The sequence below is a fragment of the Paenibacillus sp. YN15 genome, assembly GCF_003285005.1.
Lineage (GTDB): Bacteria > Bacillota > Bacilli > Paenibacillales > NBRC-103111 > Paenibacillus_AR.
Map to the genome: position 1 here is coordinate 140368 of NZ_QMFA01000007.1, position 26158 is coordinate 166525.

General features: G+C 49.7%; 17 protein-coding genes. All 17 read right to left on the reverse strand.

The annotated features are described in order from the left end of the window. Positions 1-47: 47 nt before the first annotated feature. Positions 48-773, reverse strand: a complete 726-nt coding sequence (locus tag DQG13_RS08690) for a response regulator (protein ID WP_113019352.1) — start codon at positions 771-773, stop codon at positions 48-50. Between the two features lie 107 nt (positions 774-880). Then, positions 881-2044 carry a sensor histidine kinase gene (locus tag DQG13_RS08695; protein WP_113019353.1) on the reverse strand — a complete coding sequence of 388 codons (1164 nt, stop codon included), beginning with the start codon at positions 2042-2044 and terminating at the stop codon, positions 881-883. A gap of 100 nt (positions 2045-2144) precedes the next feature. Further along, positions 2145-4874 carry a stalk domain-containing protein gene (locus DQG13_RS08700; RefSeq protein ID WP_258525552.1) on the reverse strand — a complete coding sequence of 910 codons (2730 nt, stop codon included), beginning with the start codon at positions 4872-4874 and terminating at the stop codon, positions 2145-2147. A 142-nt stretch (positions 4875-5016) separates the two neighbouring features. Beyond that, positions 5017-6219, reverse strand: a complete 1203-nt coding sequence (metK, locus tag DQG13_RS08705; protein ID WP_113019354.1) for a methionine adenosyltransferase — start codon at positions 6217-6219, stop codon at positions 5017-5019. A 334-nt stretch (positions 6220-6553) separates the two neighbouring features. After that, on the reverse strand, positions 6554-6838 hold the full coding sequence (locus DQG13_RS08710; RefSeq protein ID WP_113019355.1) for an alpha/beta-type small acid-soluble spore protein: 285 nt from the start codon (positions 6836-6838) through the stop codon (positions 6554-6556). A 207-nt stretch (positions 6839-7045) separates the two neighbouring features. Beyond that, on the reverse strand, positions 7046-7588 hold the full coding sequence (locus DQG13_RS08715; RefSeq protein WP_258525554.1) for a hypothetical protein: 543 nt from the start codon (positions 7586-7588) through the stop codon (positions 7046-7048). Between the two features lie 34 nt (positions 7589-7622). Continuing rightward, on the reverse strand, positions 7623-9782 hold the full coding sequence (locus DQG13_RS08720) for a hypothetical protein (protein ID WP_113019356.1): 2160 nt from the start codon (positions 9780-9782) through the stop codon (positions 7623-7625). A 125-nt stretch (positions 9783-9907) separates the two neighbouring features. Continuing rightward, the gene (locus DQG13_RS08725; protein WP_113019357.1) at positions 9908-13087 is read right to left on the reverse strand and encodes an S-layer homology domain-containing protein; all 3180 of its coding nucleotides are present in this window, start codon (positions 13085-13087) and stop codon (positions 9908-9910) included. A 484-nt stretch (positions 13088-13571) separates the two neighbouring features. Further along, positions 13572-17312, reverse strand: coding sequence for an S-layer homology domain-containing protein (locus tag DQG13_RS08730; protein WP_181592652.1), 3741 nt, complete (start codon positions 17310-17312; stop codon positions 13572-13574). Between the two features lie 178 nt (positions 17313-17490). After that, entirely contained in the window at positions 17491-18591 is a 1101-nt protein-coding gene (locus DQG13_RS08735) for an MraY family glycosyltransferase (RefSeq protein WP_113019359.1), read from the reverse strand. Between the two features lie 125 nt (positions 18592-18716). After that, a complete protein-coding gene (locus DQG13_RS08740; RefSeq protein WP_113019360.1) occupies positions 18717-19460 on the reverse strand; it encodes a WecB/TagA/CpsF family glycosyltransferase in 744 nt (247 codons plus the stop codon). A 98-nt stretch (positions 19461-19558) separates the two neighbouring features. Continuing rightward, complete coding sequence (csaB, locus tag DQG13_RS08745; protein WP_113019361.1) at positions 19559-20704, reverse strand: polysaccharide pyruvyl transferase CsaB; 1146 nt, start codon at positions 20702-20704, stop codon at positions 19559-19561. Continuing rightward, the gene (locus tag DQG13_RS08750) at positions 20677-22755 is read right to left on the reverse strand and encodes a DUF5693 family protein (RefSeq protein WP_146767121.1); all 2079 of its coding nucleotides are present in this window, start codon (positions 22753-22755) and stop codon (positions 20677-20679) included. Before DQG13_RS08750 ends, csaB begins: the two co-directional genes overlap by 28 nt. 158 nt (positions 22756-22913) lie before the next feature. Then, positions 22914-24611, reverse strand: a complete 1698-nt coding sequence (locus tag DQG13_RS08755; protein ID WP_113019363.1) for a phospho-sugar mutase — start codon at positions 24609-24611, stop codon at positions 22914-22916. A 35-nt stretch (positions 24612-24646) separates the two neighbouring features. Then, positions 24647-25087: a 3-hydroxyacyl-ACP dehydratase FabZ gene (gene fabZ, locus DQG13_RS08760; RefSeq protein ID WP_113019364.1), complete on the reverse strand. Its 441-nt coding sequence runs from the start codon at positions 25085-25087 to the stop codon at positions 24647-24649. Between the two features lie 172 nt (positions 25088-25259). Next, positions 25260-25802 carry a CDP-alcohol phosphatidyltransferase family protein gene (locus tag DQG13_RS08765; protein WP_309472224.1) on the reverse strand — a complete coding sequence of 181 codons (543 nt, stop codon included), beginning with the start codon at positions 25800-25802 and terminating at the stop codon, positions 25260-25262. Positions 25803-25890: 88 nt separating this feature from the next. Next, on the reverse strand, positions 25891-26142 hold the full coding sequence (locus DQG13_RS31445; protein WP_258525556.1) for a DNA-directed RNA polymerase subunit beta: 252 nt from the start codon (positions 26140-26142) through the stop codon (positions 25891-25893). Between the last annotated feature and the right edge of the window lie 16 nt (positions 26143-26158).

A 26158-nucleotide genomic window follows, 5' to 3' on the forward strand; every position in this document is an offset into this window, starting at 1 on the left:
ATATTCCTGTTTAGGAACAGTATATGCTCGTGCGGCGCCCAGAGTTCCTACAACGTGACCCATCCATTCTTAATAGCTACAATAACGGCCTGTGTCCTATCATCTACTTCCATTTTTTGCAGGATACTGCTTACATGATTTTTCACTGTCTTTTCGCTTATATAAAGAATTTCCCCGATTGCCTTGTTGCTCTTTCCTTCCGCCATCAGCCTGAGCACTTCCGCTTCCCGGCGGGTCAACGGGCTGTTGGGGGTATGTATATACTTGACGCCTGCTTCCTTTACGCCTACATCCGCCGCGGCCACTCCGGCATCATTCAGATAGGTCATTCTGCGGAGCTGGTTGATCAGCTTGCCTGTTACCTTGGGATGGATATAGGAATGCCCGGCCACTACGGAACGAATGGCATTGAGCAGCGCCTCCGCCTCCATGTCCTTCAGAAGATACCCTGTAGCTCCTTTGCGCAGCGTTTCGAACACATAGCTTTCATCATCGTGAATGGACAGAATAATAACTTTGATCTCCGGGAAAAATTCCCGCAGCTTCTCGGTTGCCGCAACGCCGTTTTCCACCGGCATATTGATGTCCATCAATACGATATCCGGACGCAGCACGTTGCACAGCTCCAGCACCTGAATGCCGTCGCCGCATTCGCCGATCACCTCAAGATCATTTTCCATATTGATGATGCGCTTCACTCCCTCCCGAAACAACTGATGATCATCTGCCAGGATAAGTTTGATTTTGCGGTTAGAAGTGGTTACCTTGTCCATGCATGTGCCTCCTTATTGAATTTCATCAAATCTGGTTATATGGAGCATCAGACAGGCCACCGACATCATCATCCCCATATTATGTATGAAACGGCCCGGTGAAGGGCCTATTCCAATCTCCCGTCCTCCGGAGAGCCGATAGGGATGAGCATGGAAATTTTCGTCCCTGCTCCCAGCTGGGAATCAATATCCATCCGCCCCTCCAAAAGCTCCACCCGTTCCTGCATGCCAATCATGCCGAAGTTGATACCCTTGCCCAGCTTAGCCTCCACAATGCCAACGTCAAAGCCGGTGCCGTTATCCTGCACAGTGATTTTGACCATCTTGGCCTGAAAGGTCACATCCAGGGTCACATAAGAAGCATTGGCATGTTTGTACACATTGGAAAACGCCTCTTGAACCAACCGGTAGATTGCCACTTCCATCCCTGACGGCAGCCGGCATTCCCGGCCATACAGCTCAAACTTGGTGCGGATTTTAGTTTTGTCCTCATAATCCTGAATGAACTTCCGCAAGGTAGGAACCAGTCCCAGATCATCCAGCGCCATAGGCCGCAGGTTGAAAATAATTTTGCGGACCTCCTCCAGGCCGCTTCGCAGCTGGCCCTTCAGGTCCCGGAGCTCCTCCTTAACGGAGTCAATTTCCTGACGGTTCAGCATACGTTCGGTGATCTCCGTCCGCAGCACTACATTAGCCATGGTTTGGGCCAGGCCGTCATGGATTTCCCGGGCAATACGCTTGCGTTCATCCTCCTGGGCAAGAATAATTTTCAGCCCCAGGAGCTGGCGGTTCTTGGCGGATTCCAGAATGCGGGTCACCTGATTCAGATCCCCGGTCAGGTATTCCAGCACCACATTCATTTGGGAGACCAGGGTCTCCGCCCGTTCCACCTGCTTGTCGACATTTTTGATCCGTTTTTGCAGCTCATCCCGCTTTTGCTTCAGATAATTTTCTTTTTCCCTGGCCAGGGTCAGCTGAAGCTGCATGCTGGTAGCCGCTTCGTACGAAATCCGGATGTCATTCTCCGTAAATTTCTGAAAGTCCCGGCTTACTTCCGTAAGCCGGAGTCTCGCACGTTTATAAGACAGCTCCAGCTTGTCCACTTGATCAATCGTGCCGGATACATCCGCCAATACGGACTGAAGCTCTTTATTGAGTGACTCTCGTTCAGCCCGGGCACTCTCACAAATCTCATAGATTTGATATTTGCTGTCTTCCATGACGGTTATGGCATTTTTTATAACGCGATCAATGGCATCTACCTGCTGCAAGCGGACCGTACTCCTTCTTCGTAAGCGAATAAAGTTGCATCTATTTCTTTATAGTATCATAATTCGCCACTTTTTTAGTGATATTGAAGAACTATTTTCATTACTCCAGTACGACTGTACGGGTATTTTGATCCCAAGTAACCTTCCATCCCAGGTACTCAGTAAGCACACGGAGCGGGACCATAGTCCGCTCATTCTTCAACTCTGCAGCAACTTCCGCCGTTTTTCGCACCCCATCCGCCAGATAATCCTTCTGTCCCAGTTGGAACACCATCATATTCTGCCCGCGGATGATGGTAGCTTTATTTTGCGCCGCGTCCCATTCCACCAACCCTCCCAGTGCCTCGGTTACAAACCGCAAGGGCACCAGCGTATTGCCGTCCACAATGTACGGCTCCTGATCAATGGTTTGGTTCTTTCCGTTCACCTGAACATTGCGCTTGTCGATGGTCAGCGCAACCTGGTTGCGCGGAAGCGGCGCAGTTTCATTCTTGTACTGGAAGCGGATGGTGTCAAAATCAATAACTCCGGTCAGATTCCGCTCATCCTGGCCTTCCTCCACGCTGGCCACATAGATCCGGGTCAACGTAACGGGATAGGTCATGTGATGGCTGGTCAAATCGGCCGTGATGGTTTTCCAACCCTTCCAGTTAATATTCTTGGCCAAATCCACCCGGTTAATGTCTCCATCGCCGTCAATGAACTCCGCGCGAAGCCAATTGAGGCTTTCGTCTCCACTTACCTCCAGTTGGATGGCTTGAGGCTCTCCCGGCACAGCTGCCGTCTTGTTGGCCAACACGGCGTATGCCGCTTTTGTTCCGCTGCCATTGGTAAAGTCATATTCCAGATGGCCGAAATATCCGTTCTGATACGTTTGCTTGGCGGACAGCTTGGCAATGCCGGTCACTCCGTCGGTAGATTCAAAGGAAATTGGGTAGGTCAGCTTTTCAAAATCGGCAAAAATCTTGGTTTCCCCCACGGAAAGTGCCGTCATGGTTTTGTAGCCGTCATAGGTGCCAATCAAAAGACAGCCTTGGGGATCTTGAATTTGCTGTACCTTCAGTCCTTCATCCGTTACCGTTCCCTGAAAGCCTCTCAGCTCCCATGTGAGCAAGGAAGGAGAAAGTGTGCGGGTAGCCCCGGATTTGGTGGTGGCTGTAATCTTCAGGGCGACTGTCTCACCCGGACGCAGCACTGGCGGATTGGCCGTTGCCTTCAGGCTGGCCAGCTCCTCGCTGCCCACCACCTGAATCTGGCGGCTTTCCTTGGCTTGATCCGCCTGTACCGTCAATGTCGCCGTTCCCTTCTTGGCGGCCATGAAGGTATTTTCCGCGGTCTGCGTGAGCTCCGGGGTTACACTCCATTGGGGCTTCATGTCGCCGGAGGCTACCGGGTTGTAAAACTCGTCATAGCCTTTCACACTGTAAGCAGCCTTTTCCCCTACAAACAGCACTTCAGGCCCCTCCACCTTCAAGCCCTTCACCTGACCCTTGGGGGCCAAAGAGTACACGCCCAGTCCATTGACAACCTTGCGCTGAGAGCCCGTCTCCAGGCTGTTCACCACCTGAAGCCCGGTTTCCCCCAGTGGGCGGGCCACCATCTGAGTGGAGCCTCCCCCATCCAGATTCATGCCTTTCCACATCCCTATTTGAATCAGCAGCTGCTGCAGCTCAGGGATGGTGACTCCTTTACTCTCCCCGCTCAAATCTGCTGTAACCAGATACACATACCGCTGATCCTGGGAATACCCCACTGCCGTGCGGGATCTTGCCGCATAGCCGCTTACATCGTTGATGCTCCGAGAAAAGGAGGAGGGTTTGCCTTCATCCACCAGGATGGTATGCCCGCCAATCATCATCTGGAATTGCTTATAATCCACCTGGATGCTGCGGTCTGCCGGATACACATTGTATTCGGCGCGGATGGGATCGCCCACCTTCACATGCTCACGGATGAAATCCGCCGCCTTGCCGGAGGAACGCAGAATGTAGCCGTCTGCAGGGGCAATTTGCTGGATGACCCCATTTGTTGCACTTGTGGCGATTTCTTTGACCACATTATTGACGACCAATACTTCCAGAGGTCCGGTCACGCCGTCATTGGCCCGGCTGATCTGCGCCCAGGCGCTGGTATACATGTACAGCCCGTCAATCATGCTGTGGACACCGCTGGGCTCGTACCAATATGCCGTTTTATTGATGCCGCCCAAGGTGTAGGATGCCCCGTCCTTGGCGATAATCTTTGATTCCGTATCCAGGGTGAACAGCTCCACCATGGGCTTGCGATCCTGGGTAATGCCGAAGGTATAGAACCCCGGCAGATAGGGCGGTGTCGCCATAAGCTGGCCGTTGGCTACCTGAGGCCCCACAGGAACCCCTTCATACTGGGTATTATAGTAGTCTCCGTTAACTCCGCCTACAGCTCCCGTTTCCGATGCCATGCCCAGAACGGTTTGTTTCTTCGTAAATTGACCGCCGGTGCCTGTCATTACGTCAAGCTTGACATACGGGTTCTGCAGATCCACCTGAATGACCTTGGCCTGAACGGATACCGATTTACCGCTTCGCTCTGTGTTCCACATATAATTTTTGAGAATCGCGCCGGAAGTGAGGATGTCCTCGCTTTGCAATTGCAGCTTGGATTCGGCATAAGCCGGAAGGGATTGGGTATAAGAGACGACGGGAAGGGCCACCGCCAGCGCCAACGAAAGTTTGCTGTACCGGGAAATACGGCTGCGGATAAATGCGCCTGTTTGAGCGGCTTTTTGTTGAAGGATTACACCCCAATTGCGCACTCGGGCCATGCTGGTCTTGTTGTGATCGTATTGCACGTGGAAATACTCCTCTCCGTTTTGTAGCTTTTTATTGTTTTCTATACCTATAGACCGCTTGACCCAGCAAAAAGTTACGCTTTTGAACAAAGAAAAGCCGCGGCGGATGCGCCACGGCTTTCACGGATTGCTTAAATGTCGCTTATTGGCCCAAAGCTTCCCTGCGAAGCAGCTCTGCCTTGTCTGTACGTTCCCAAGGCAAATCCACATCCGTACGGCCAAAATGGCCGTATGCGGCTGTCTGGCGGTAGATGGGCTGACGGAGGCCCAGTTCCTTAATAATACCAGCCGGACGCAAATCAAAATTCTTATAAATCAGCTCAACCAGCTTCTCGTTCGTGACCTTGCCTGTTCCATAGGTATCCACGCTGACGGAAACAGGGCGGGCTACACCGATGGCGTAGGCCAGTTGAATTTCCACCTTATCGGCCAAACCGGCTGCGACAATATTCTTAGCCACGTAACGGGCTGCATAAGCTGCCGAACGGTCTACCTTGGTCGGGTCCTTGCCGGAGAAAGCACCGCCGCCGTGACGGGCATATCCGCCATATGTATCCACAATGATCTTGCGGCCGGTCAACCCGGCATCGCCTTGAGGGCCACCGATGACAAAACGGCCGGTAGGGTTAATAAAGAACTTGGTACCCTCGTCCAAAAAATGCTCAGGCACAATAGGCTTAATCACATGCTCCTTAATATCCCGCTGAATCTGTTCCAGGGTAATATCCTCGGCATGCTGGGTGGAAACCACAATGGCGTCAACCCGGACTGGCTTGTCATTTTCATATTCAACCGTTACTTGCGTCTTGCCGTCAGGGCGAAGATAGGGCAATGTGCCATTCTTCCGCACTTCGGACAACCGTCTGGCCAGTTGATGCGCCAGGGAAATGGGAAGGGGCATCAGCTCCGGTGTTTCATTGACGGCAAAGCCAAACATCAGACCCTGGTCTCCTGCGCCCAATGCTTCAATTTCCTCGTCGGTCATAGTGCCTTCTCGGGCTTCCAGCGCTTTGTTGACGCCCATGGCTATGTCTGCGGATTGTTCGTTCAGCGAAGTCAGTACCGCACAGGTTTGATAGTCAAAACCAAACTTGGCCCGGGTATAGCCGATTTCCTTAATCGTGTTGCGGGCAATGGCGGAAATGTCCACGTAATCCGCGCGGCTGGAAATTTCCCCGATAATCAGAACAAGTCCGGTAGCGACCGAAACCTCGCAGGCTACACGGGCATTGGGATCAGCCGCCAAAAAAGCATCAAGCACCGAATCGGATATTTGGTCACATATTTTGTCCGGATGTCCTTCCGTCACGGACTCCGACGTGAATAAATGTCTTGAAGTCGTCATACCATTCTCGACCTCCCTCGAAAATAATCTGAAATGTCACTAAAAAAATCCCCTAACAAGGCGCTCGTGGTCCGAGTAGCCGCGCTTAGGGGATCAGCTCATCTGTACCGCTCCCTGTTCGTTCCAATCCACACACTCCATATGGAGTGTGGCCTGCGGGCGCAAAGTATGGTCTATACCGCTCCCTAAAGGTGGTGGGCTGTGGGAGACCTTCATTTTTTTAATATACTGGATTCAATAAAGACTGTCAATTCGACAAGAAGTTTATGGCTTAATTTGCGTATAGACCTCTATAAAAATGGGCAGATTAACCATTAGCCTTGGCGCAAAGGCCCTAATCCAAAGAAAAAAGTGTTTCCTCCGCTTTTTGAATCAGCCGTTTGGTGATGTTTCCGCCCACATACCCCGTATCCCGGGATGCAATATGGCCCCAATAATCTTCCTTAATGGAGCCGGCGGGAACAGCGCCTAATTCCGTTGCGAATTCCGTGTCGGCGCCAAAAGACTGAAGCGCCTGTTTGCCAACAGGCAAGCCCAACTCCGCGGCGATCTCATATTTCATCATATCCAATGCGGCTTTGCACTGTGGAACCACCTTCTGATTGCTGCTTTTCGCCATGCGAGTCATCTCCTTTGTAATGGGTCTACCCATAGTATGGCCGCATAGGGATACAACAACCGAATAAGATCATTCCAGCATGGGTAAAAGCTCACAGCTATTGCGAAAGGACCATATCCCGGAGGGTGCCTGCAACATAATGAAAATCCCCAATCTGAATAAAAACCCCCAATCTGACATGGTGTCAAATTGAGGATTTTCACTCATTTACTGCAGGATTGTTCCATCCGCACTCTGAATGGAATAGCCGCCGCGGACCATCACATAAATGGCCGCATCACTTTTGGCTGCGGGTTTGAGCCCCCGTCCATCACGCGGGAAAATAAGCAGATGATTCAGCTCAATGGCCGTTCCCGCAGCTAAATCCTTGCCGGAGGTTACATCGGGAATCCCATCCCCGTCGGTGCTAACAGCTACCGTTTTACCGGTACGGACAATAACTTCCGCGCCGGCTTTGGCAAACAGCGTCTGACCGTCCTGAAGTTGTACCACCTTCATCTCAGTATCCGTCCCGCCAGTGGAGGGAGCAGGTGTCGCTGTCGCCGCAGGAGCACCACCGCCTTGTTTGGCTAATTCCTTGGCAACCAAATCAGCCAACTGCTGGTCCAGATAACTTTTGGTGATCAACGGATCATTCACCGTACCCGTTTGCCCCGCGGCACCGTCCGCCTTGGACTCCAATGTGACACTGCCCACCCATACGCCAATGCAAAGGGCCATAAAAACAATGATCCATTTTTGCTTGCGCAATTCGTACGACCCCTTTCAGGCTGTTATATACTTATTAGTCAGAAGTAATAAACCAGTCAAGCTTCTTGGAGGCAATCAAACGCTTAAAGTTGTACTCGCCGCCCTCCACTTGCATAAGATCATAGATATTGATGGTGTATTTCTTTAATTTCGACAAATCATAAACTAAATTTTCTTCTACCTCACTGATTTTTGTCGACTGACTGCCAAGAAGTAGAGGTGAACCGCCCTTTTCCAAATCATATATTTGTGTCATGCTGACCCTTCCATCGGGATCCACCATCTCAATCTCCAACTTATGGGTAGCGGGATCAGTTGCGAGCAAGAGTTCTTTCTTAAGTTGATAGTCGAAACCTAAGTTCACACGATTTTCTTGATAATCCACTGTTGTCTTTAACTTCTGAAGGGTTAGTGAATAATGTCCAATTGAAACATTTTTAAGATTATCCTGTACGGTCTTATTCTCCACAGGAAGACCAAAGGTTACCGCATTTACATAAGAATCGGCTTGAGTTTCACCTTCCAGAAGCTTTCCCTCCGAAACAGCACGGCCCATAATTAAACTGCTTCCTTCAAGATCGTACGCTTCGGGTACAACCGTATAAAAATAAACATATGCCTTCCCATTTGGAGCCACCTTGTTTTTACCGGCAATATTGATGGCAGAAACAGTAACCCCATCAGGCATTTTAAAGTAACCCACCAGACTGCTAAGCTCTAACTGACGTTTCTCCAGATTCTTGACTTCCACTTGAGCAACATAAATACTTTCTGCCTCACTGGAATATCGTTTTACATTATTAACCGTATAAGACACCTTGTCCATCAGATTACTATCCGTAATGAACGCATCGCCTACTGCAATGGTTGGACTATCATATTGATCCGCTCTTACAATCATTTCTGTTAGATCAGAAGCCGAGTTCTTGTCACCCTCTTTATTCAATTCCTGCAGGACCAGCTTCATTTGCTCAAATTCATATGTGTAGGGGACTTTTCCAGTAACTTGAATATTCGTGCTTTGCCCTGGCTTTAAAGCAATGGCTTTATCCATTCTGACATTTTGTGACTCAACCTTAATGGAATCATCAAGCATTAAATAACTTCCCAATTGCGGAACAGGAAGTGAATCCTGTCCACGATTTGTAACAGTTACATCTAATATGACAATATCTTTATCTTCCCAAGGAACTCGGTGGAAATGATTCACCAATGCACCATATGTACCGTCTTCAGTCATAAATAATTGCTCTGACGCAGGTTGTTCTTGAGGGTCAGATTTCTTTTCCAGTAACTCATAGTATGCGATTGCGGTAGTTACGGAGCTATTATTGATTGCTTCTGTTTTTGTAATAACCAACTGTGCTCCATCAAGTGATACCTCTGAAGGAACACTGCCGGTTAATGCGCCTTCCTTTTCTTCCAAGGGCTGAATCACCGCATCTTTAGTTAAAACAGAAATTTTCAATGGGTACAGTAATCCATTGGACGTTTTTAGCTTAAACTGCAAATCAGGCAGTGCCAGTGGCTGAATATCTGTATTCTTCAGAAAAAACTTTAAACTAACCTGGTTAGCCTTATCACGCTTTGTAACTCTCATGCTTTCTGCTTTCGAAGAGGTTTTAATCTGATTAATCCAAACAGTTCGAGACTGCCCAACTTTAGTTTCTAATGTAAAGTCAGCGGGAATTTGAAGGGTTCCCAATGTGCGCTCATATCCGGCAACACTAAAATCCCATTGGATTAATTTGAACCGTAAATCCTGCAGGGAAACATCCTTACCTACATTGGCATAAAAGCTAAAGCTCTCTGAGGATTGAGCAGTAATTCTATTCTTATCCTTATCCTCAGCGAGCAAATTCACACTGTAACTTAATCCAGAGTTGGATTGCAATCTTACCCAATAATTAATAAAGTCCAAATCCGTATAGCTATTATTGGTAAATGTTAAAGTGAATGTAACCCGATTATTTTTCCCATCTGGATATACACTAATATCACTTAAAGATACAGATTGACTGCCATTCAGGTTAACAGAATCAATTACTGGAATATCGCTTTGTATAGACTGCGCGGAACTCTCTGCCGCGGCTACCGAATGTGGCTGAACATATGCAATCGCCATTGGGCCAACTGCCACCGCACAGGCAATAACGAATGAACCAAACCGTCTCACTCTTTTCAACTTTCTCATTCTGCTCCTCCTGATATACGTTTTCCATTATACCCTATTGGACGCTAGAAGGAATCAAATAGTTGCACTCTAAGCAAACAAAAAGGAGACCCGAAGGTCTCCTTAGTAATTAAAAGCTAATTACATTAGTCCTTGATAAATCCTGTTACAGACTTACCAGAAGCAGTTGTTGCAGTTACTTCGAAGGCTACCACATCGGCACCAACATATGTCAGATTACCGTATTGGTCTACTACTACCTTAGTATCAGTACCGCCTGTGGTTGTTTCAGTTACCTTGACAGAGAATACAACACCAAACAGGTAGTTATACTTTTGAAGAGTAGAGCCAGCGTAAGTCTTGCCATAGTTGTCAGTTACCTTAAAGCCAAACACTACAAACACATTTTGGCCAACTTGACCGTATGTCGTTTTAGATGCAGTTGTCCGAGTATCATTTACGATTGCGGTAGAAGTCAATGCATCATTCTTAACATTTACAGTTGCTGTCTTGTAGGAAATGTTTCCATCAGCAGTTACGAAGGATACATTCAGGGTAGCAGAACCTGCTGCATTACCGATTACATATGCCTTCTCTTGGCTGTTAGTGTCGCCAGTGCCAGTGTAAGTGCTGGTACCAGTAGCCAGACCTGTAATTGCAACTGCAGGGTCAGAAGCAGTCAAAGACTTGATCTTCTTCGGAACAGCTACAGTGTTGCCTGCGCTATCCTTAGCAGCAACGGTTACTTCACGAGCAAGAGCACTCACTGTAGGATTAATTTGATCTGTGTAGGAAAGGGTTAAGCCATTGTCATAGGTGAAACTGTGAATAGCCTTGCTGCTAACATAAGTGCTGTCTGTTACGTTAGAAACAGCCGCATACAGATCACTTACTGCATTTACAGAGTACGTCAGATCCTTAGTAGAATCAAATGCTTCAATCTTTCTGGTGATCTTGCTGGAAATTTCAGTAGTAGCTGCGCTAGCAGTACCTACATCTGTAATCTTCTCAATTACTGCAGATACAGTTGCATAACCGCCAGCTGCAACAGAAGTACCAGTGTAGAATTTATGTTCCTTGCTAGTAAAGTAGCTGCCAACATCAGAACCGGAATAGCTAACAGTTGCAGGGAACGCGCCTTTTGTAGAAACCGGAGTATCAGTAGAGCTCCAAACCTTAACGCCACCATAGGTAGTTGTTGTTACAGTTACTTGGTACTTAGTAATACCAGTACCAGTTGCGTCACCAACGTTAACCTTGGATGCAGCATTGATGTTAGCGAAGGTCTTCAGTTCCTTACCATATTGGTCATATACAACATACTTGAATGCACTTTCTGCTTCAGCAACGATCTTCTTAGCAGGTTCAGTTGCAAGTTTGATGGAGTCAGGGTAACGAGCATCCTTAACAGTATAAGTTTTGTTCACCATACCACCAGTAGTGTTAGGAGAAACAATGTAGCCAGTCAAGGAAATGATGGTTTGAGGAGTATTGGAAATGCCAGCCAGCCTGATTTTACCCTTGTTTTCGCCGGACTTCACGATTTCAACACTATCAACATTGGAAGCACTCAGGGTGATTCTGCTCTTAGTGTTTTCGTCAGATGTCAGATCCTCAACGCTCAATTGGTTGCCATCAGCGTCATAACCAACCAACGAGATGAATGCTTCGTCATCGCCAGCAGCAATGTCGCTAGTCAGATCGCCAATTTCAATCTTAGTAGCAAGCTTAGCAGAGTTAACCTTAATCTTTGTGGATGCAGTTCCTGCTTCGTTGTAAACAGTAACTGTATACTCACCAGACCTGTCAACGTTACCGCTCAGGTTCACCTTAACATCAGCAACTTCGTCGTTGTTGCTATCGGAAGCTACGGCAACAATATTGGATTCATAAGGAGAAACATATACTTGAGCAGTTCCGCCTTGGTCCGAAGTAGTGTCGCGGGATGCAAGGTAAGGCATGATGTTACCATATTGATCATAGTTCAGTACGTCGAAAGTTGCAGTTTCTCCAGATTGCTTAATGGAGTCGCCACCGTTGGAGTACTTAACAGCACCCAGTTCTGTCTTAGAAATAAATGCGGCAGTACCCTTAGTGAAGTTTTTGGAAGCGGTAATGCGAGTATCATTGTGATAAACAATGACAGGAATTACACCAATACCAGTTTGGATAGTGCTTGTGTTGGACTTAGTGTCAAGATACAACAGCAAGTCGCCAGCATCATTTCTGGTCAGCTTCTTGTTGATGTCATATCCAGCTACTTTAGCTACAACAGTGTATGCACCAGCGGAGAAGGAAGCATTCTCACCATACTGGTTAGCAGCCTTCAGCTTGACAATAACTGTAGTTGCTTCAGCTAGAGTGTCGCTGGTAGTTACGAAATCAAGCTTAGTCAGCTTTTCGTTCTCAGCAGTGAAAGTTCCGGTTGCAGTGCCGATAGTGTCAGCAGCCAAACCGCTCAAAGTTACAGTGTAAGTACCTTCAGATACTTTCACGTCAGTCAGAGTCAGTACAGCGGAGGTCTTGTCGTCAGAGAACTTAGCAGTTGTAGCTACAGCGATGGAGCCCTTAGTCAGAGCCAGCTTAGCAGCAGCAGTGTCAACAGCTTTGTTGAACTTCACTTCTACAGTCTTCACGCCAGTAGCCTTAGCTTCGGTTACGGAAACCTTGCCAGGGATTACAACCTTCGGCAGAGCTGCGAAAGTCAGTTCTACGAATACGCCGCGAGTTGCGTTCACAGTGTAGTCAGCTTGAGTCAGGCCCAGTTCCTTAACGGCAACTGCAACATAACCCTTAGCCCAGTCATCAACCTTACCAGTTACTTCGTCGGTGGATTGAGCCAGACCAGTCAGACGAACCAGAACAGTAGCCAGTTGTTGGTAGGATACTTTGCCTTCCGGATCGAATTTGCCTTCAGCTACGCCGTCAAAAGCCTTAGCTTCAGTAGCGGCACCGATGAAACCAGCAGCCCAGTGGTCAGCCGGTACATCAGTGTAAGTATTGGCAGCCTTGTTTTCTTCTACTTTCAGAAGCTTAGCTACGATTTTAGCCAGTTGAGCGCGAGTCATGTCGCCTTCCAGGTTGGCGCCAGTTTCGTCGCCTTCGAAGATGCCCAGAGCCTTCAGGGCGTCGTACTTCTCTTCGGTTGTCTTAGGAGTATCAGTGGTTGTTGCTTCAGCTGCGAAGGCTACGGATGCGAACATCGAGAACACCATAGCAATCGCAAGGATCAGAGACAAACTTTTTTTCATAACCTTTTTTTCTCCTCCTTGATATTTCGGTTGTTGAGAGTTTTGTTTGCTAAAAAGAAAGCTCGATTCCCTCATGCGTTGTTTCACCCCCTTCCCAGAGTTGAGCGCATTTAACAAATGTAAAGTCTGCAGCAGATTGTGCCACAGAAACTAGTAAACTATGAGGAAAAGATTAGACTTCAAATGCCACTTTAACATTATACAATGGCAGGCGGTTATCGTAAAGTCATTTGTGAAAATTAACCAAAGCTCAGGAATTCAACCCTTAACAACTGATTATCATCATTTTCACAGTATTAAACGCTGGGGTTTTAAAAAAGTTGCGGGGCGAAACAAAAAACTTTTAAATTATTCAACCGAACCGGATGTATCATTTCGTATATCAACCGTTATATCATCCGGCTACGAAACCAAGTATATCGTGAATATACATCGGCGTCATTACGAACAATTTTCCAGATTCCATTCCAGCAGAAGTAAAATAACAAAGCACCATTTTATCTATAAGACAGCAATGCGCCAAGTCCTAAGACTTGGCGCCGCTGCATGCTCCTGAGCATTATTTAGGAAGCTTCTTCTGGTTCTTCATAACCCGAATGAGAATTAATCCGGCATCTGCTCGGCTTAAGTTTTGTCCGGGCTCAAACCGAACCGTTTCTTTGGTTTGTCCTTCAGTAAGCACATTAGGAATGCCCTCAATAAGGCCCGCTTTGGTGATTGCCAGAACAGATGGCCCAGCGTAAGTCGACACGTTTGCACCGTCTGTAAAAGCCTTTACAAGTGCTGCAGCCGCCTTGCTCAGATCTGACTCAAGCTTCAGTTCCGCGGCGCGGGCAATCATAATTGAAGCGTCTTCCCGAAGAATGGACTTGTTCGGATCAAAGCGGTTCATGGAAGTGCCTCTGATGATACCAGCTCTTGCCGCCGTTTCAATGTACTTATACTCGGCCAGAGTTGTTTTATAACTAATGGGTACATCATCAAACGTAGGATATTCGTCATAATTAAGCGGAATTTCAAACACCTTGACCAGAGCCTCGGCAAATTCAGCGCGGGTAATAGACTCCGTAGTGGAGAACGTGTAGTCGGACTTTCCGTTCATAACTCCTTTGGAGAACAAAATATCCAGTCCATCGCGAGCGTAGCTGTGAGTGGTTACATCATCATAGCTTCGGTCCATATACATTACCTGGTAATAACCAAACTTTTCAAAGGGAACAGTAATCGTGTTTTTACTCATATCCACCACGCCGCCAATATTGGTCCATCCAATACTTTGGGTCCCTGTAGGGGATTTTTCTACTGTAAACCGGAATACGGTAATATACCGCCAGGCCTCATATTTCACATTGGGATCAAATTTAAGGGTGAGCTCTCCCAAATTTGTAGGTATCACCTGCTGACCGTACACCCGGCTCTGGGTAAACAATGTGGTACTGCTATCGTAAGGGTCCAAACCATTACCGGTCAAAGCGTTCTGGCGGTGCGCATCAATATCGTCCTGATCAGAAGTGACAGGTGAATTGGGAATTACGCCTCCGTCTATCCAGAACAATTGGCTGGCTGCGCTAAACCGATTAACAGCGGATGTATTGGCCAATCTGGATTTGGCCAAAGATTCAAATCCTGTTGAGGCTGTCAAGTCAACCTTGCCGGTGCTACTGTTTGCGATGCCGAATAGCACTCTACGGGTTGCTGTAAGATAGCTCTCACTGCTGTTATTAACATCAGGCTCTGTCCGTTTAAGTACCGTTCCTTTGGGGAATGTTAAAGAAACACTGGAATTAAAGGCACTCATTTTGGTGGACATGGTGACAAGACTCGCTGCTCCAGGCTGATTGGTATTAGCATTATACACAATAAAGCTGCCTGAAACTGTCTCTGTCGAACGGACAACCGAAAATTTAATGGTATTGGAGCCCGCCTTCAAATCCTTGACAGTGTACTTGTACAAATAAAGCCCGCCGTTTTCGTTTGGATCCAGTAATGTGGCTGTCTCTTTACCTACAAGCACACTGTCCGCATTGTCCGCTTCGATAATAACTTCTACAAAGTTGCTATTGATATTGGCCTGAGAAACACCCTTGGGGTTTGTAAACAAGGCAGGCTTCTTGATATTGTAAGGCGTCGGTTCCCGTACTATAGTAATGGAGGTAGTGGCGGTAAGATTAAAATCATTGCTGGCCACAAATTCAAAACGAACATCCGAGTTGTAAGTAGGCAAAACGATCTCTGAGCTCGCAATAGTACCCGAACCGGAACTAAAACCAACTTCAGCGGCACTTAGGACTGTTGCTTGGTCCATCCCGTTAGCATCCTTGTAATATTTGGTGACCTTTAGGCTGGTGGCATTATACACCGTTCCCGAAAAAGCCACTTTACTTGCCTTTGTGGCATATTTATCACTGGTTTGAGCCAGAACAAAAGTGCTGCCTGCCCCGACAGGCAAAAGGTTTTCAAAATAAGGAGTTTTTTTGGTAAATGCATAAATTTCATATATTTGTGTACGAATTAAACTCCCATTGTAATAAATCTCAAACTTTATGGAATTCTTCCCTTCAATTAGCTTTTCAGTCGCAGGGATAGGAAGCGTAAAACTGCCTGAGGTCAATGTAAAGGAACCACTTAATGAATCCGCAATTTTAACCCCATTGACATAAGCTTTCAGTGAATTTCCGTTGCCCGATTCGTCATAATTTTGAACAGTCCCCAGTAATCCCTGACTTTGGAAAGCACTAATAGCTGCATCACCATCTAGAATTCTACCGCTATATACATTTTGGGGAATAATGTACGGGGTGCTGGTAACTTGAATCGTGTATACTTTTCTTCCAGCTGAATATGGCCCAGAACTGTCATAAGGTTGAAAATTAAAGGTGTGCGTGCCTTCACTCAGGTTGCTTATGGTAAACTCAGCCTTATCCGAAGAGACGGTTTTAGTCGACTGCAACACATCGTCAATGTAAAAATGAACTCCACTAGCATTGCTGGTTGTAACGATTAGCTCCTCAGGCAAGGTGCTGATATCATTGGTTACATCCTCAGACAAAATGGTACCATTGCTGCGGGCAACGGAAACTACCAGCGGATTGTTGGAATTCTCGTATGCAAAATTGAAGCTTGAGCTGCTGGGTACTGTAACACTTCCGAAAACAAAGGCCAGGGAATTTTTGCTTTCCGCATTGGTAATACCCTCAATGTTGAAACTTAGGTCGTAAATGTTGTATTCAGAGTTTAAGTTGGAATCCAAAGTCAAGACAGGTGAACTAATGTTGCTGCTTGTGGAGGAAGAATCAAGCGTCAATGTTTGTAGATCATACTTTAGGAGCAGTAAATTATTCAACGTTAGGCTTATATTATTATACTCTAATCCATTAGAGTTTTTATTGACCTTAAGCTTAGTGCTAAGGGTCAATTGATCAGTAGTAGCTGTAAGCTGTCTGGCCATCAAATAATCTGTTCCCGACGATCCACCTAACGGATAAAGCATCGTTTGAAATGGAAACGGCTTGCCGTTGTTATAGATAATATTTTTCTCCAGTTTGTATGTATTGGAGGAATTTCTTGCTTCAAACCGGATATAATTGTCTCCGCCGCGGAGAGCAAGAACACCAGGAGAATCGGCATATTTTTGGTCCACCGATTCATCCCCGATAAGATAAAAGAGGCCATCATTGTCAGGGTATGAATTTTTTTCGTAGCTGTCCATACCCATGTTGTAAGCACCCACGATGCTGGCGTTGGTGGCTTTACCAGATATAATTACTGCTGTATTGCTGGAATTATAGGTGGATGGATAAAAACCATTGTCTTTTACCTGCTCCTCACCAATTTTCAGGTTGGTGATGGTTGTTGTGGGTGTATAGTACACCCAGCCGATTTCTGAATCTACGGTAGTCGATCCGCTGCCGTATTTCAGAACGACCTTGTTAAGACCTTCAGTAAGATCCACCGATTGGAAGGTAATTTCATTACTTCCCGTTTGAACGGCCTTATCGCTCTTTTCAGCAGTTACCACTCCGCTGGTCGCATTGGTCACTTCATAGTAAACATTAGTCAGATCGGAATCGGTAATATTGAAATAGTTGGCTTTGACTTGAATTGGGTTGCTGGTGACCCGTCCTACTTTAGTGTCGTCATCAGGTTTGAGGTTTGTCGGGTCATCATAATCCGTACCGGTATACAAACTGGAAATGGACAAGCTTGCGCCCGCCGCCTGAACCGGCACAGCCGGAATAAAAGCCGCCAGTAACACAACAGCAACCAGCAGACTTATCCATTTTTTGCACAGTTGGTTCAATGTCTTCTCCTCCTTTATAAGCATTACGTATCTTTAGGCTCCTTCCAACCAAAATAAGTTCGTACTCTTTTTATCGGTTTGCAAATTCCGTTTTTTTAGAATTAATGTCGAATTTAACAGCCAAAAAGGACTCTGCTTCCTCAAGGAAGACAGAGCCCTTTAATTGCCATTCCTTCTCCTACTTCGACGCCCTCGAACGCGAGGGGCTGTCGGAGAGCCAGCGCTGGAGGAGCTGCAGCACGGGCTTTCTGCTTTTGCTGATGATGCCTACTGCTTCCGCGCCGATCTCCATGATCAGGAGGACAATGACCACCAGGGTAATGGTGCCCCATTGTTTGGTTTGGGAGAGCAGCATGGCGCAGGAGCCGAAGATGGCGGCAACGCCGTAGATGATCAGCACTGCCTTGCGAGTGCTGAAGCCCATTTCCACCAGACAATGATGAAGGTGGCCCTTATCGGCTACGGAAATCGGCTTATTATTCAGCTTGCGGCGGATAATAGCCAGGAATGTATCCGACAGCGGCACGCCCAGAACGAGAATCGGCACCAGGAAGGATATGGCCACAGCCGATTTAAAACCGAGAATAGACAGGGTCGCCAAACTGAAGCCCAGGAACAGGGCTCCGGTATCCCCCATGAAGATGCTGGCGGGATGGAAGTTAAAGAACAGGAAGCCGATAATGCTGCCCAGCAGAATAGCGCTCAAAAGGGCAACAGGTGTATTGCCGGTCATAAAGGCCAGCACCATAATGGTCAAGGTGGCAATAGCCGACACGCCGGCGGCCAAACCATCCAAACCGTCAATCAAGTTGACTGCATTGGTCACTCCCACAATCCACAGCACTGTGATTGCTATGCCAATCCAGGGGTATACATTAATGGCATCGCCGAAGGGCAGCTGGATATAATCCACATACAAGCCATTGGCCGGGATCATGCTGGCAGCCACAATCTGGCCCAGCAGCTTCAGCTTGGGAGAGATATTCTTGCGGTCATCAATAACGCCTACCAAAACAATGATGCCGCCACCCGCCAGCATACCGATCATAACATCCAGATCATATTCGCCGATGGACAACGCCACAATCAGATACGTAACAGCAAATGCAATAAAAATAGCGAGCCCGCCCATTTGGGGCATCGGCTTGGTATGTACAGTCCGGTGATTCGGGATCGCCACAGCGCCGATTTTGAATGCAAGCTTCTTAATATATGGCATAATCAGGACAGCAACCGCACAAGCAGCGAAGAATCCTATACAATAGACCCACCAGTTCATGGTTTACCATTCATCCCCTTAAAAGTCCATAAGTCCAACGCCACTCATTATACGATGAACCAAGCAGAAACACCAATCTAATTTTTAGGCAAAAGCTTCCGTATCCATTGGTTTTGGAGGAATGTTCAAGCTTTTTGCACATTTTCTTTTTCGCGGATCACTCTCAGGGCGAATTTCGGCAGCACAAGCATCCGCTTGTACCGGTACGGCTCCTGAATCAGCCGGTACAGCCATTCCAGCCGCAGCTGGCGGAACAGCTTGGGCGCCCGCTTCAGCTTGCCCGCCAGAATATCGAAGCTTCCCCCAACCCCCATCATAATGGGTACGCCAAGCGCTTCTTTATGCTGGCCGATCCACGGGTCTTGCGTGGCAGCGGACCTGCCGACGAACAGCAGATCCGGCGAAACCCGGCGGATTTCCGCAATGACCTCGGCATCCGCCTCCGGCCCGAAATAGCCATCTCGGTAGCCTGCCAGAATCAGCCGCGGATGCTTCTTGCGGACATTGTCCACTGCCGCGGCAATGACTTCCGGCGAAGCCCCTACAAAATACACCCGCCAGCCCTGCTCCTCGGCTATGCTGAACAGCTCCTGCATCATTTCAATGCCGGGAACCCGCTCTGCAACAGGATTACCCACATACCCGGCGGCCCAAACCACCCCGGCTCCGTCCGGGACCACAATCTCCGCAGCCTTCATCATCTGCATATAGGAGGGGTCCTCCATAGCCGTCATCACCATAATCGGGTTGGCCGTAATCACCTGATGGGGCTTCCGGCTTTCCACTGCGGCGGTCAGCTGCGCCAGGGTATCGCGGAAGCCGAGCTTGGAGATGGGCACCCCAAAAATATTCACCTTGGGCACATTCATTTCCATCTTCCTCCTAAAAGTTTTGCGTCAGCAAAACTCGCATCGTAAGCATACACCGAGCTTTCCGTAAGGAAAGCCGACTTCGTAAGCATATGCTGTTATAAACGCAGCTGGGCGATAATTTGTTGCGCCGGCCGGCGTGCTTCTTTCTTCAGATTATGGATGCGCTTTGCTCGGGCGGAGCGCCATTCGGGGCTGGCCGTGAGCATTCGGAGAACCTCGTCGGCAACCGCCCGGGCATCCAGCTCAGCAGCCGATGAAGCAGCCGAAGCATCCAAACGCCGCATAAATTGATCTATTTTCGGATCATACGAAATGGCAACCACCGGAATCTCCTGGGAAGCGCCATAGATTAAGGAGTGCAGCCTCATGCCGATCAGCAGATCGCAGGAAGCCACCTCCCCCAGCATAGCCTGGGGATGCTCCACATCCGAAATCAGACTGATTTCTCCGCTAACCCCCGCCGCCTTCAGCAACCGGATCACTTCCCCGGAAGCCTCGGCATCCCCGGGAGGATGAAAGGGCAGAAACCGCAGGACAATCCCCCGCGGATATTCCGCTGCCACAAGCTCAAGACTCCGGGCAATCCCCTTCAAATCAGAGCCATCCTTATTCCAATGCCGGACGGAAACACCGATAACGGCAGGCCCTTCAGCAGGATCGTCTGCTCTGCCGCCAGCTTGTCCCTTGCCAGGCGCCGGATCATGCTCCCGCAAAGGCAGTCCCATGACCGGATCGGGTACAACCTCCACATCCTTAGTATACCCCATCTTCGCCAGAAGATCGGCGGACTCCTTGTCCCGCACCGAGACATACGCGCATTTGGCAAAGGTGGAGACAATCGGGTTGTAAAAGATGCTCCTGTTCACAGGACCCAGCCCCTGGGCATATATAAATGTAGGCTTCTTCAGCCACTGGGCCAGCTTCAGCACCGCCAGATAGTACGGAATCGTCTTCCAGCCTGTTGCATCCTGAAGCAGGCTGCCGCCGCCGCTGATCAATCCGTCGCAGCCGCGCAGCGCCCGCCACACCTCCCTCGGCTTCATCCGGTGGACAGCCTTTACACCGTACATCCGGGAGGTCAGCTCCGGGTCAATGGACAGCACCACCGGCTCAATAGTGACGCCGGCTGCTTTGCCCTCTGCCTCCAAAGCCAGCAGAATCGACTGCAGCACCGCTTCATCGCCGCTGTTGCGGAAGCCGTAGTAGCCAGAGATTACGACTTGTTTAACGGGGTTACCCATTTGTTCCATCCTCTCACAACCAGTTCCCACACCACGATCAGCACCAACCCGAAGATTGCCCCAAGTCCCACGCCCAGCAGCACCCGAATAAACGAAATGTGAAGCGGCGTATGCAGATGGGTAAAGCTTCCGATAGAGGAGGCTGGACCGATGGCGCTCACGATCATCAGGTACAATCCCGCCATATGGCGTTTCAGACACAAATAAATACCGAATACCAGAGCCGGATAGGCAAACAGGAACTCCTTATTCCGCGGCCGTACTCCCAGGGTATTCTCCAGGAAGTTGCGGAAAGCCATCTCCAGGGAAGAGGCGCTGCCTTCATTGCCCGTTCTGGAGAGATAATACATGCCGACTGCACCGATAACCACCGCACAGAGGACCCACAGCACACTAATTTTGGAGGAGAGAATCCGTTGGGCTTTGCCCAGCATTTCCGGGAAGGAGAGCCCCTCACTGAAAAAGAGCACATAAACGGCGGCAATCAGCACCGGCAGATACGCCAGCACCTTCACGCCGGTGAATTGCTCCAGCTGGAGCATGTAGGTCATGTTATGATCCACACCCACCACAGCCATTATCCCCAAACCGGAAACAGCGGTGATCACAAACAGCATCCCCACCGATTTCCACCAAGCGCCGGAGGCCGCCGGCTCCTTGCGCCGCTTCTGCAGCCAGGAGATGGCTGCGATAATTCCCAGAGCCGCAGCGCAGCTGGTGGCCCCCAAGGCCAGAAGCTTCTGTGCGGCAGGAGCGGAGAGCACATGGAGAGCGCCCACCCCAAGCAAGCCCAGCAAACTGATAGCGAATGTCAATCCGGGTACAAAATAGGATAAGGTGAGCGCAATCAGCAGCACGGCTCCCGCGTAAGCAGCCACGATGCCTACCTTGTGCAGGGAGGATTCATACCGGACAAAAGCGTGGGCCTTGCCAATGGTAAAGCCCTTATCCTTAACCTTCTCTACCGCGCCATCCTTGCCGTCCAAGCTCTTATAGAGCGAATCCAGCGGGTCGGTCATCAGCCCCCGGTCCAGATTCTTGCCGGCCCGGGCATTCAGGAAAACCAGACGGATATTCCGGTCCTTCACCGCCAGCACCAGCCGGTCCGTCACACCCTTGATCCGGCCCTCCAGCTCTTCGGCGGTAATGTTCTCCGCCAGCTTGGCGGCATCATTTTCCGTGAACGAATGCAGCCGGATTACATTGTAGTCCGTCAGCCGGGCCAATGTGGTAAAGCCTTTTTGGGGAGACTTCTGCAGCTCAATGGCCGCCAAAGCCATCTGATATTTGTTCAACAGTCCGGCAACAGCCTTCAGTTGGGTTTGTGTCTTCTTCAGATCCGGAGAATAACCCGGAACGGAATCCCCATCCACAAGAATAGAGGTTACGCCAAACTCCTTCAGCATGGCCAAGGTGGATTCCAGCGCTTCAGCGGAGAAGGCCGCATTCCGATTGCCTACCCGGGCCACAATTTGAAAGCCCTTGTCCTTCAAGCTCCGCAAGGTAAGCGGGTCCGGGGACAGCGGCTTCATGGCGGCATCATCCAACGGAAGCTCCAGCACCAAGCCCGGCGTATTTTTGTAGGACCAGGTATGTATGTTTACACCCAGCCGCTTGAAGGTCTCTTCAATCATTCCCTGCACCGTGGCGCGGGAGGAAGCATCCGTCAGCAGCACATAAGCGAAATTTTCATTGCCCGAAACCGGGGTCTGGGTCAACGCCATGGCTTCATGAGAGTTGTACAGCTCAATGCGGCGGGAAAGCCGCAGCTCATTCAGCGTGCTTTCATACACGGCCAGACTGGTAATGCCGGCTTGCTTCATTTTTTTGAGCTGCTCCTCCACGAATTGGGCCGGATTCGGCTTGGTGTCGGAGATCTCCAGCAAATCCCGGTAATCAAAAACAAACTCTACCCTTTTCGAGGTGCTTTCGGTACGGTAGCGGTCGGCCGCCACCGGAAGGGACAGGAGGAGGCAGGCGATTACCAGCCACCACAAGCTTTTTTGCCACATACGATTTGTCCGACGGTACCACTGAATCAAACGATCCACCAATCCTTTCTCTTATCCGCCGCTCTCTTCAAAGAAGCCCCATGGGAAGAGAAGGAATGGCAGACCCGCCATTCCTTCCCGTCCTTTTCATACAGGGCTCCAAAAGCATCCGGAATTAGCTTCGAAGCAGCTCATTACTTTTTGGAGGACAGTTGCTTCTAGTCAACACGCTTCATAACAGATTGAACAAGGCCCTCCAGCAGGCTCTTGGAGTTATCCACGCTTTCGCCGCATACGGCAAAATACACCTTGATCTTCGGCTCTGTGCCCGAAGGACGCAGACAGAACCAGGATTGGTCGTCCAGCACATATTTCAGCACGTTCTCCTTGGGCAGTCCGTCCAGGCCCAGGGAATAATCGAGAACCTGCACAACCTTCCGCCCGTTAATCTCCGCAGGCGGGTTGGTGCGCCAGTCGTTCATAATCCCCTGAATCTGCGCTACGCCGTCCTTGCCCTTCATGGTTCTGGATTCGAGCTTTTCCAGGAAATAACCGTGCTGCTCATACAGCTTCAGGAGCACATCGTACAAGCTCAGGCCCTTGGACTTGTAATAGGCGCAGGCTTCGGCAATCAGCATGGAAGCCACCACCGCGTCCTTGTCACGGGCATAGTTGCCGGCCAGGTAGCCGTAGCTTTCCTCATACCCGAACAGGAAGGTGTGGCCGCCCTCTTGGTCAAACTGGGTCATTTTTTCGCCGATATACTTAAAGCCAGTCAATGTATTCATCACTTCGGCGCCATAGGAGCGGGCAATAACCGCACCCATTTCGCTGGTTACAATGGTCTTCACCACAACCCCGTCAGCGGGCAGCCGCCCCTTTTCCTTCAGGCTGCTGAGCAGATAATCCACCATAATGGCGCCGGATTGGTTGCCGGTCATAATGAAATATTCTCCGCTCCTATCCTTCACCACTGCGCCCATCCGGTCGCAGTCCGGGTCGGTGCCGATGATCAGATCCGCGTCCACCTTGGCGGCCAGCTCCAGCGCCAGCTTGAAGGCATCCCGCTCCTCGGGATTGGGGGACTTGACGGTGCTGAATTGGGAATCCGGCAGCTCCTGCTCCTTCACCACATGGACATGCTCGAAGCCAACAGCGGCCAAAGCGGCGCGCACCGGCAGATTGCCCGTTCCGTGAAGCGGAGTGTAGACAATGTGGAGCTTATCGCTCATGTCCTTGACCACTTCGGGACGCTGGCTTACGGCGGTAACGACCTGCAGGTAAGCGTCGTCCACTTCCTTGCCGATCCATTGCAGCAGCTTTTGGGACTCAGCCGCGGCGCGGTCCAGACGTTTGATCTGGTTGAAGGAGAGATCGCGGATTTCACCGATGACCAGATCGGCCATATGGGGAACCAACTGGCCCCCGTCCGGTCCGTAGACCTTGTATCCGTTATATTCCGGCGGATTGTGGCTGGCGGTAATCACGATTCCGGCGGATGCCTTGAGATGGCGGACGGCAAAAGACAGCTCCGGCGTGGTCCGCAGGGATTCGAACACATAGGCGGTAATGCCGTTGCCGGCCAGAACCAGAGCAGTCTCCAGGGCAAACTCCGGGGACTGGTTGCGGGAATCGTATGCAATTACTACAGAACGGGGCTCCGGCAATTCCTTCAGCAGGAATTGAGCCAGCCCTTGGGTTGCGCGTCCCACCGTATAGGCGTTCATCCGGTTGATGCCGGCTCCGATAACACCGCGCAAGCCGCCGGTTCCAAACTCCAGGTCACGGTAAAAACGGTCCTCAATCTCCTTCTCATTGCCTTCCAGGGACTGAAGCTCCGCCTTTGTCGCCGCGTCAATGCCGGCGTCATTCAGCCAGGCGCGGTATTGCTGTTCTACCTTTGAATCCAATGCCATGTCCATCTCCTCCTCGAAATTCTGTTTATGTACGGTCAGTCTGCTGTTCCCGGATCAGTTAAGGCAAACATGATTCCGCCTTCGGCGACCACCTTGCCGTCCACGCTGGCAACGGCATGTCCTTTGCCTACAATCCCCTTCATCCGGGTAATTTGCACCTCAAGGCGCAGGGTATCTCCCGGATATACCTGGCCTCGGAACCGGAATTCGTCGATGCCGGCGAACATAGCCAGCTTGCCCTGGTATTGCGGGCATTTGAGAATGGCGACAGCGCCTACCTGGGCCAACGCCTCCACAATGAGAACACCCGGCATGACCGGAAACTCGGGAAAATGTCCGGCAAAAAACGGCTCGTTCATGGACACGTTTTTCAAGCCGATAGCGCTTTTGCCCTCATCCAGCTCCAGAATCCGGTCCACCAGAAGAAACGGCTGGCGGTGCGGGATAATCTTCTGTATTTCTTTAATATCCAGCATAAAGTCAACTCCTCCACTCTGAAGTAATTCTGAAATAACATGTTATCAAATGACTGCGAAATTGTGCATAAATCCGGTTCAAACAACTTACACTAGGAATGTCCCTTCATTCTCTGCAGGTGTGAGGGGTTCATATAAGAGAGCATATTTATAGGCCCGGTTTGGCATGGGTCTAGAAATGTGCTCTTTTCCCTTTCACTTGAGGCATGCGGCCCGAGCCGCGGATGGAGCGCATATACATAATGGTAGTAAAAAAAGCAAATACCAATACTCCCCATAAATACCATACGGCATAGGGCCAGTCAAATATGATGGCCAGCACAGCGGCATACAGCAGCACCGTGGTCAGCTTGCCCAACCCATTGGCAGGGACAGGCTTCTTCCCGGTGAAATGAAAATACATCCCTCCGACGATCATGCCCACATCCCGGACAAAGAACACCACAGCCGCCGCCCAGGGAATCATCTTGGACAGCACCAAAGACAGCATAACCGTAATCATCATGAGTTTATCGGCCAGCGGGTCCAAAACGGTACCCAATCCCGTCACCAGCCCACGGGACCTGGCAATATAGCCGTCCAGCACATCAGTCAGCCCGGCCGCCAGCAGCACCAGAAAAGCCAGCTTCACATGGCCTGTCCAAAAAACCGCGGCATACAACGGTATCATAGCCAGACGGAGGACCGAAAGCGCATTGGGAAGATTCATTTTCATCCGCTCCTCCACAAAGTTCCACATCCCTAACATTATACCGTCCCGCAGGCAAAAATAAAACTCCCGCAAGGGAGTTTATGTCAGACGCTTAGGAATCTGCAAATATCAGATCAATCATATGCTTCCACGTATTCCATTCCAAAACATCGGAGAAGGGCTTGTCCCCCAATACCACATATCCGGCCGACATGCCGGCAAAAAGCGCCAGCACACAAACCAGAGGGACAATCATATGCCGGAGGACCGGCCACCCGTACCGCCGCCATCCCCGCCCGAAGGAGCTTCCCTTCTTCTTGGCAGGTTTGGACTGCGGGGCCAATGCTTTTTTGTTCATTGCCATTGGAGCGCCACTTCCT

Bases quoted from the DNA above. Each gene is read 5' to 3' on its own strand.
- DQG13_RS08690 (WP_113019352.1), bottom strand. From the start codon at position 773: ATGGACAAGGTAACCACTTCTAACCGCAAAATCAAACTTATCCTGGCA.
- DQG13_RS08720 (WP_113019356.1), bottom strand. From the start codon at position 9,782: ATGAGAAAGTTGAAAAGAGTGAGACGGTTTGGTTCATTCGTTATTGCC.
- fabZ (WP_113019364.1), bottom strand. From the start codon at position 25,087: ATGCTGGATATTAAAGAAATACAGAAGATTATCCCGCACCGCCAGCCG.
- DQG13_RS08740 (WP_113019360.1), bottom strand. From the start codon at position 19,460: ATGAATGTGCCCAAGGTGAATATTTTTGGGGTGCCCATCTCCAAGCTC.
- DQG13_RS08735 (WP_113019359.1), bottom strand. From the start codon at position 18,591: ATGAACTGGTGGGTCTATTGTATAGGATTCTTCGCTGCTTGTGCGGTT.
- csaB (WP_113019361.1), bottom strand. From the start codon at position 20,704: ATGGGTAACCCCGTTAAACAAGTCGTAATCTCTGGCTACTACGGCTTC.
- DQG13_RS08755 (WP_113019363.1), bottom strand. From the start codon at position 24,611: ATGGCATTGGATTCAAAGGTAGAACAGCAATACCGCGCCTGGCTGAAT.
- DQG13_RS08725 (WP_113019357.1), bottom strand. From the start codon at position 13,087: ATGAGGGAATCGAGCTTTCTTTTTAGCAAACAAAACTCTCAACAACCG.
- DQG13_RS31445 (WP_258525556.1), bottom strand. From the start codon at position 26,142: ATGGCAATGAACAAAAAAGCATTGGCCCCGCAGTCCAAACCTGCCAAG.
- metK (WP_113019354.1), bottom strand. From the start codon at position 6,219: ATGACGACTTCAAGACATTTATTCACGTCGGAGTCCGTGACGGAAGGA.
- DQG13_RS08765 (WP_309472224.1), bottom strand. From the start codon at position 25,802: ATGAAAATGAATCTTCCCAATGCGCTTTCGGTCCTCCGTCTGGCTATG.
- DQG13_RS08710 (WP_113019355.1), bottom strand. From the start codon at position 6,838: ATGGCGAAAAGCAGCAATCAGAAGGTGGTTCCACAGTGCAAAGCCGCA.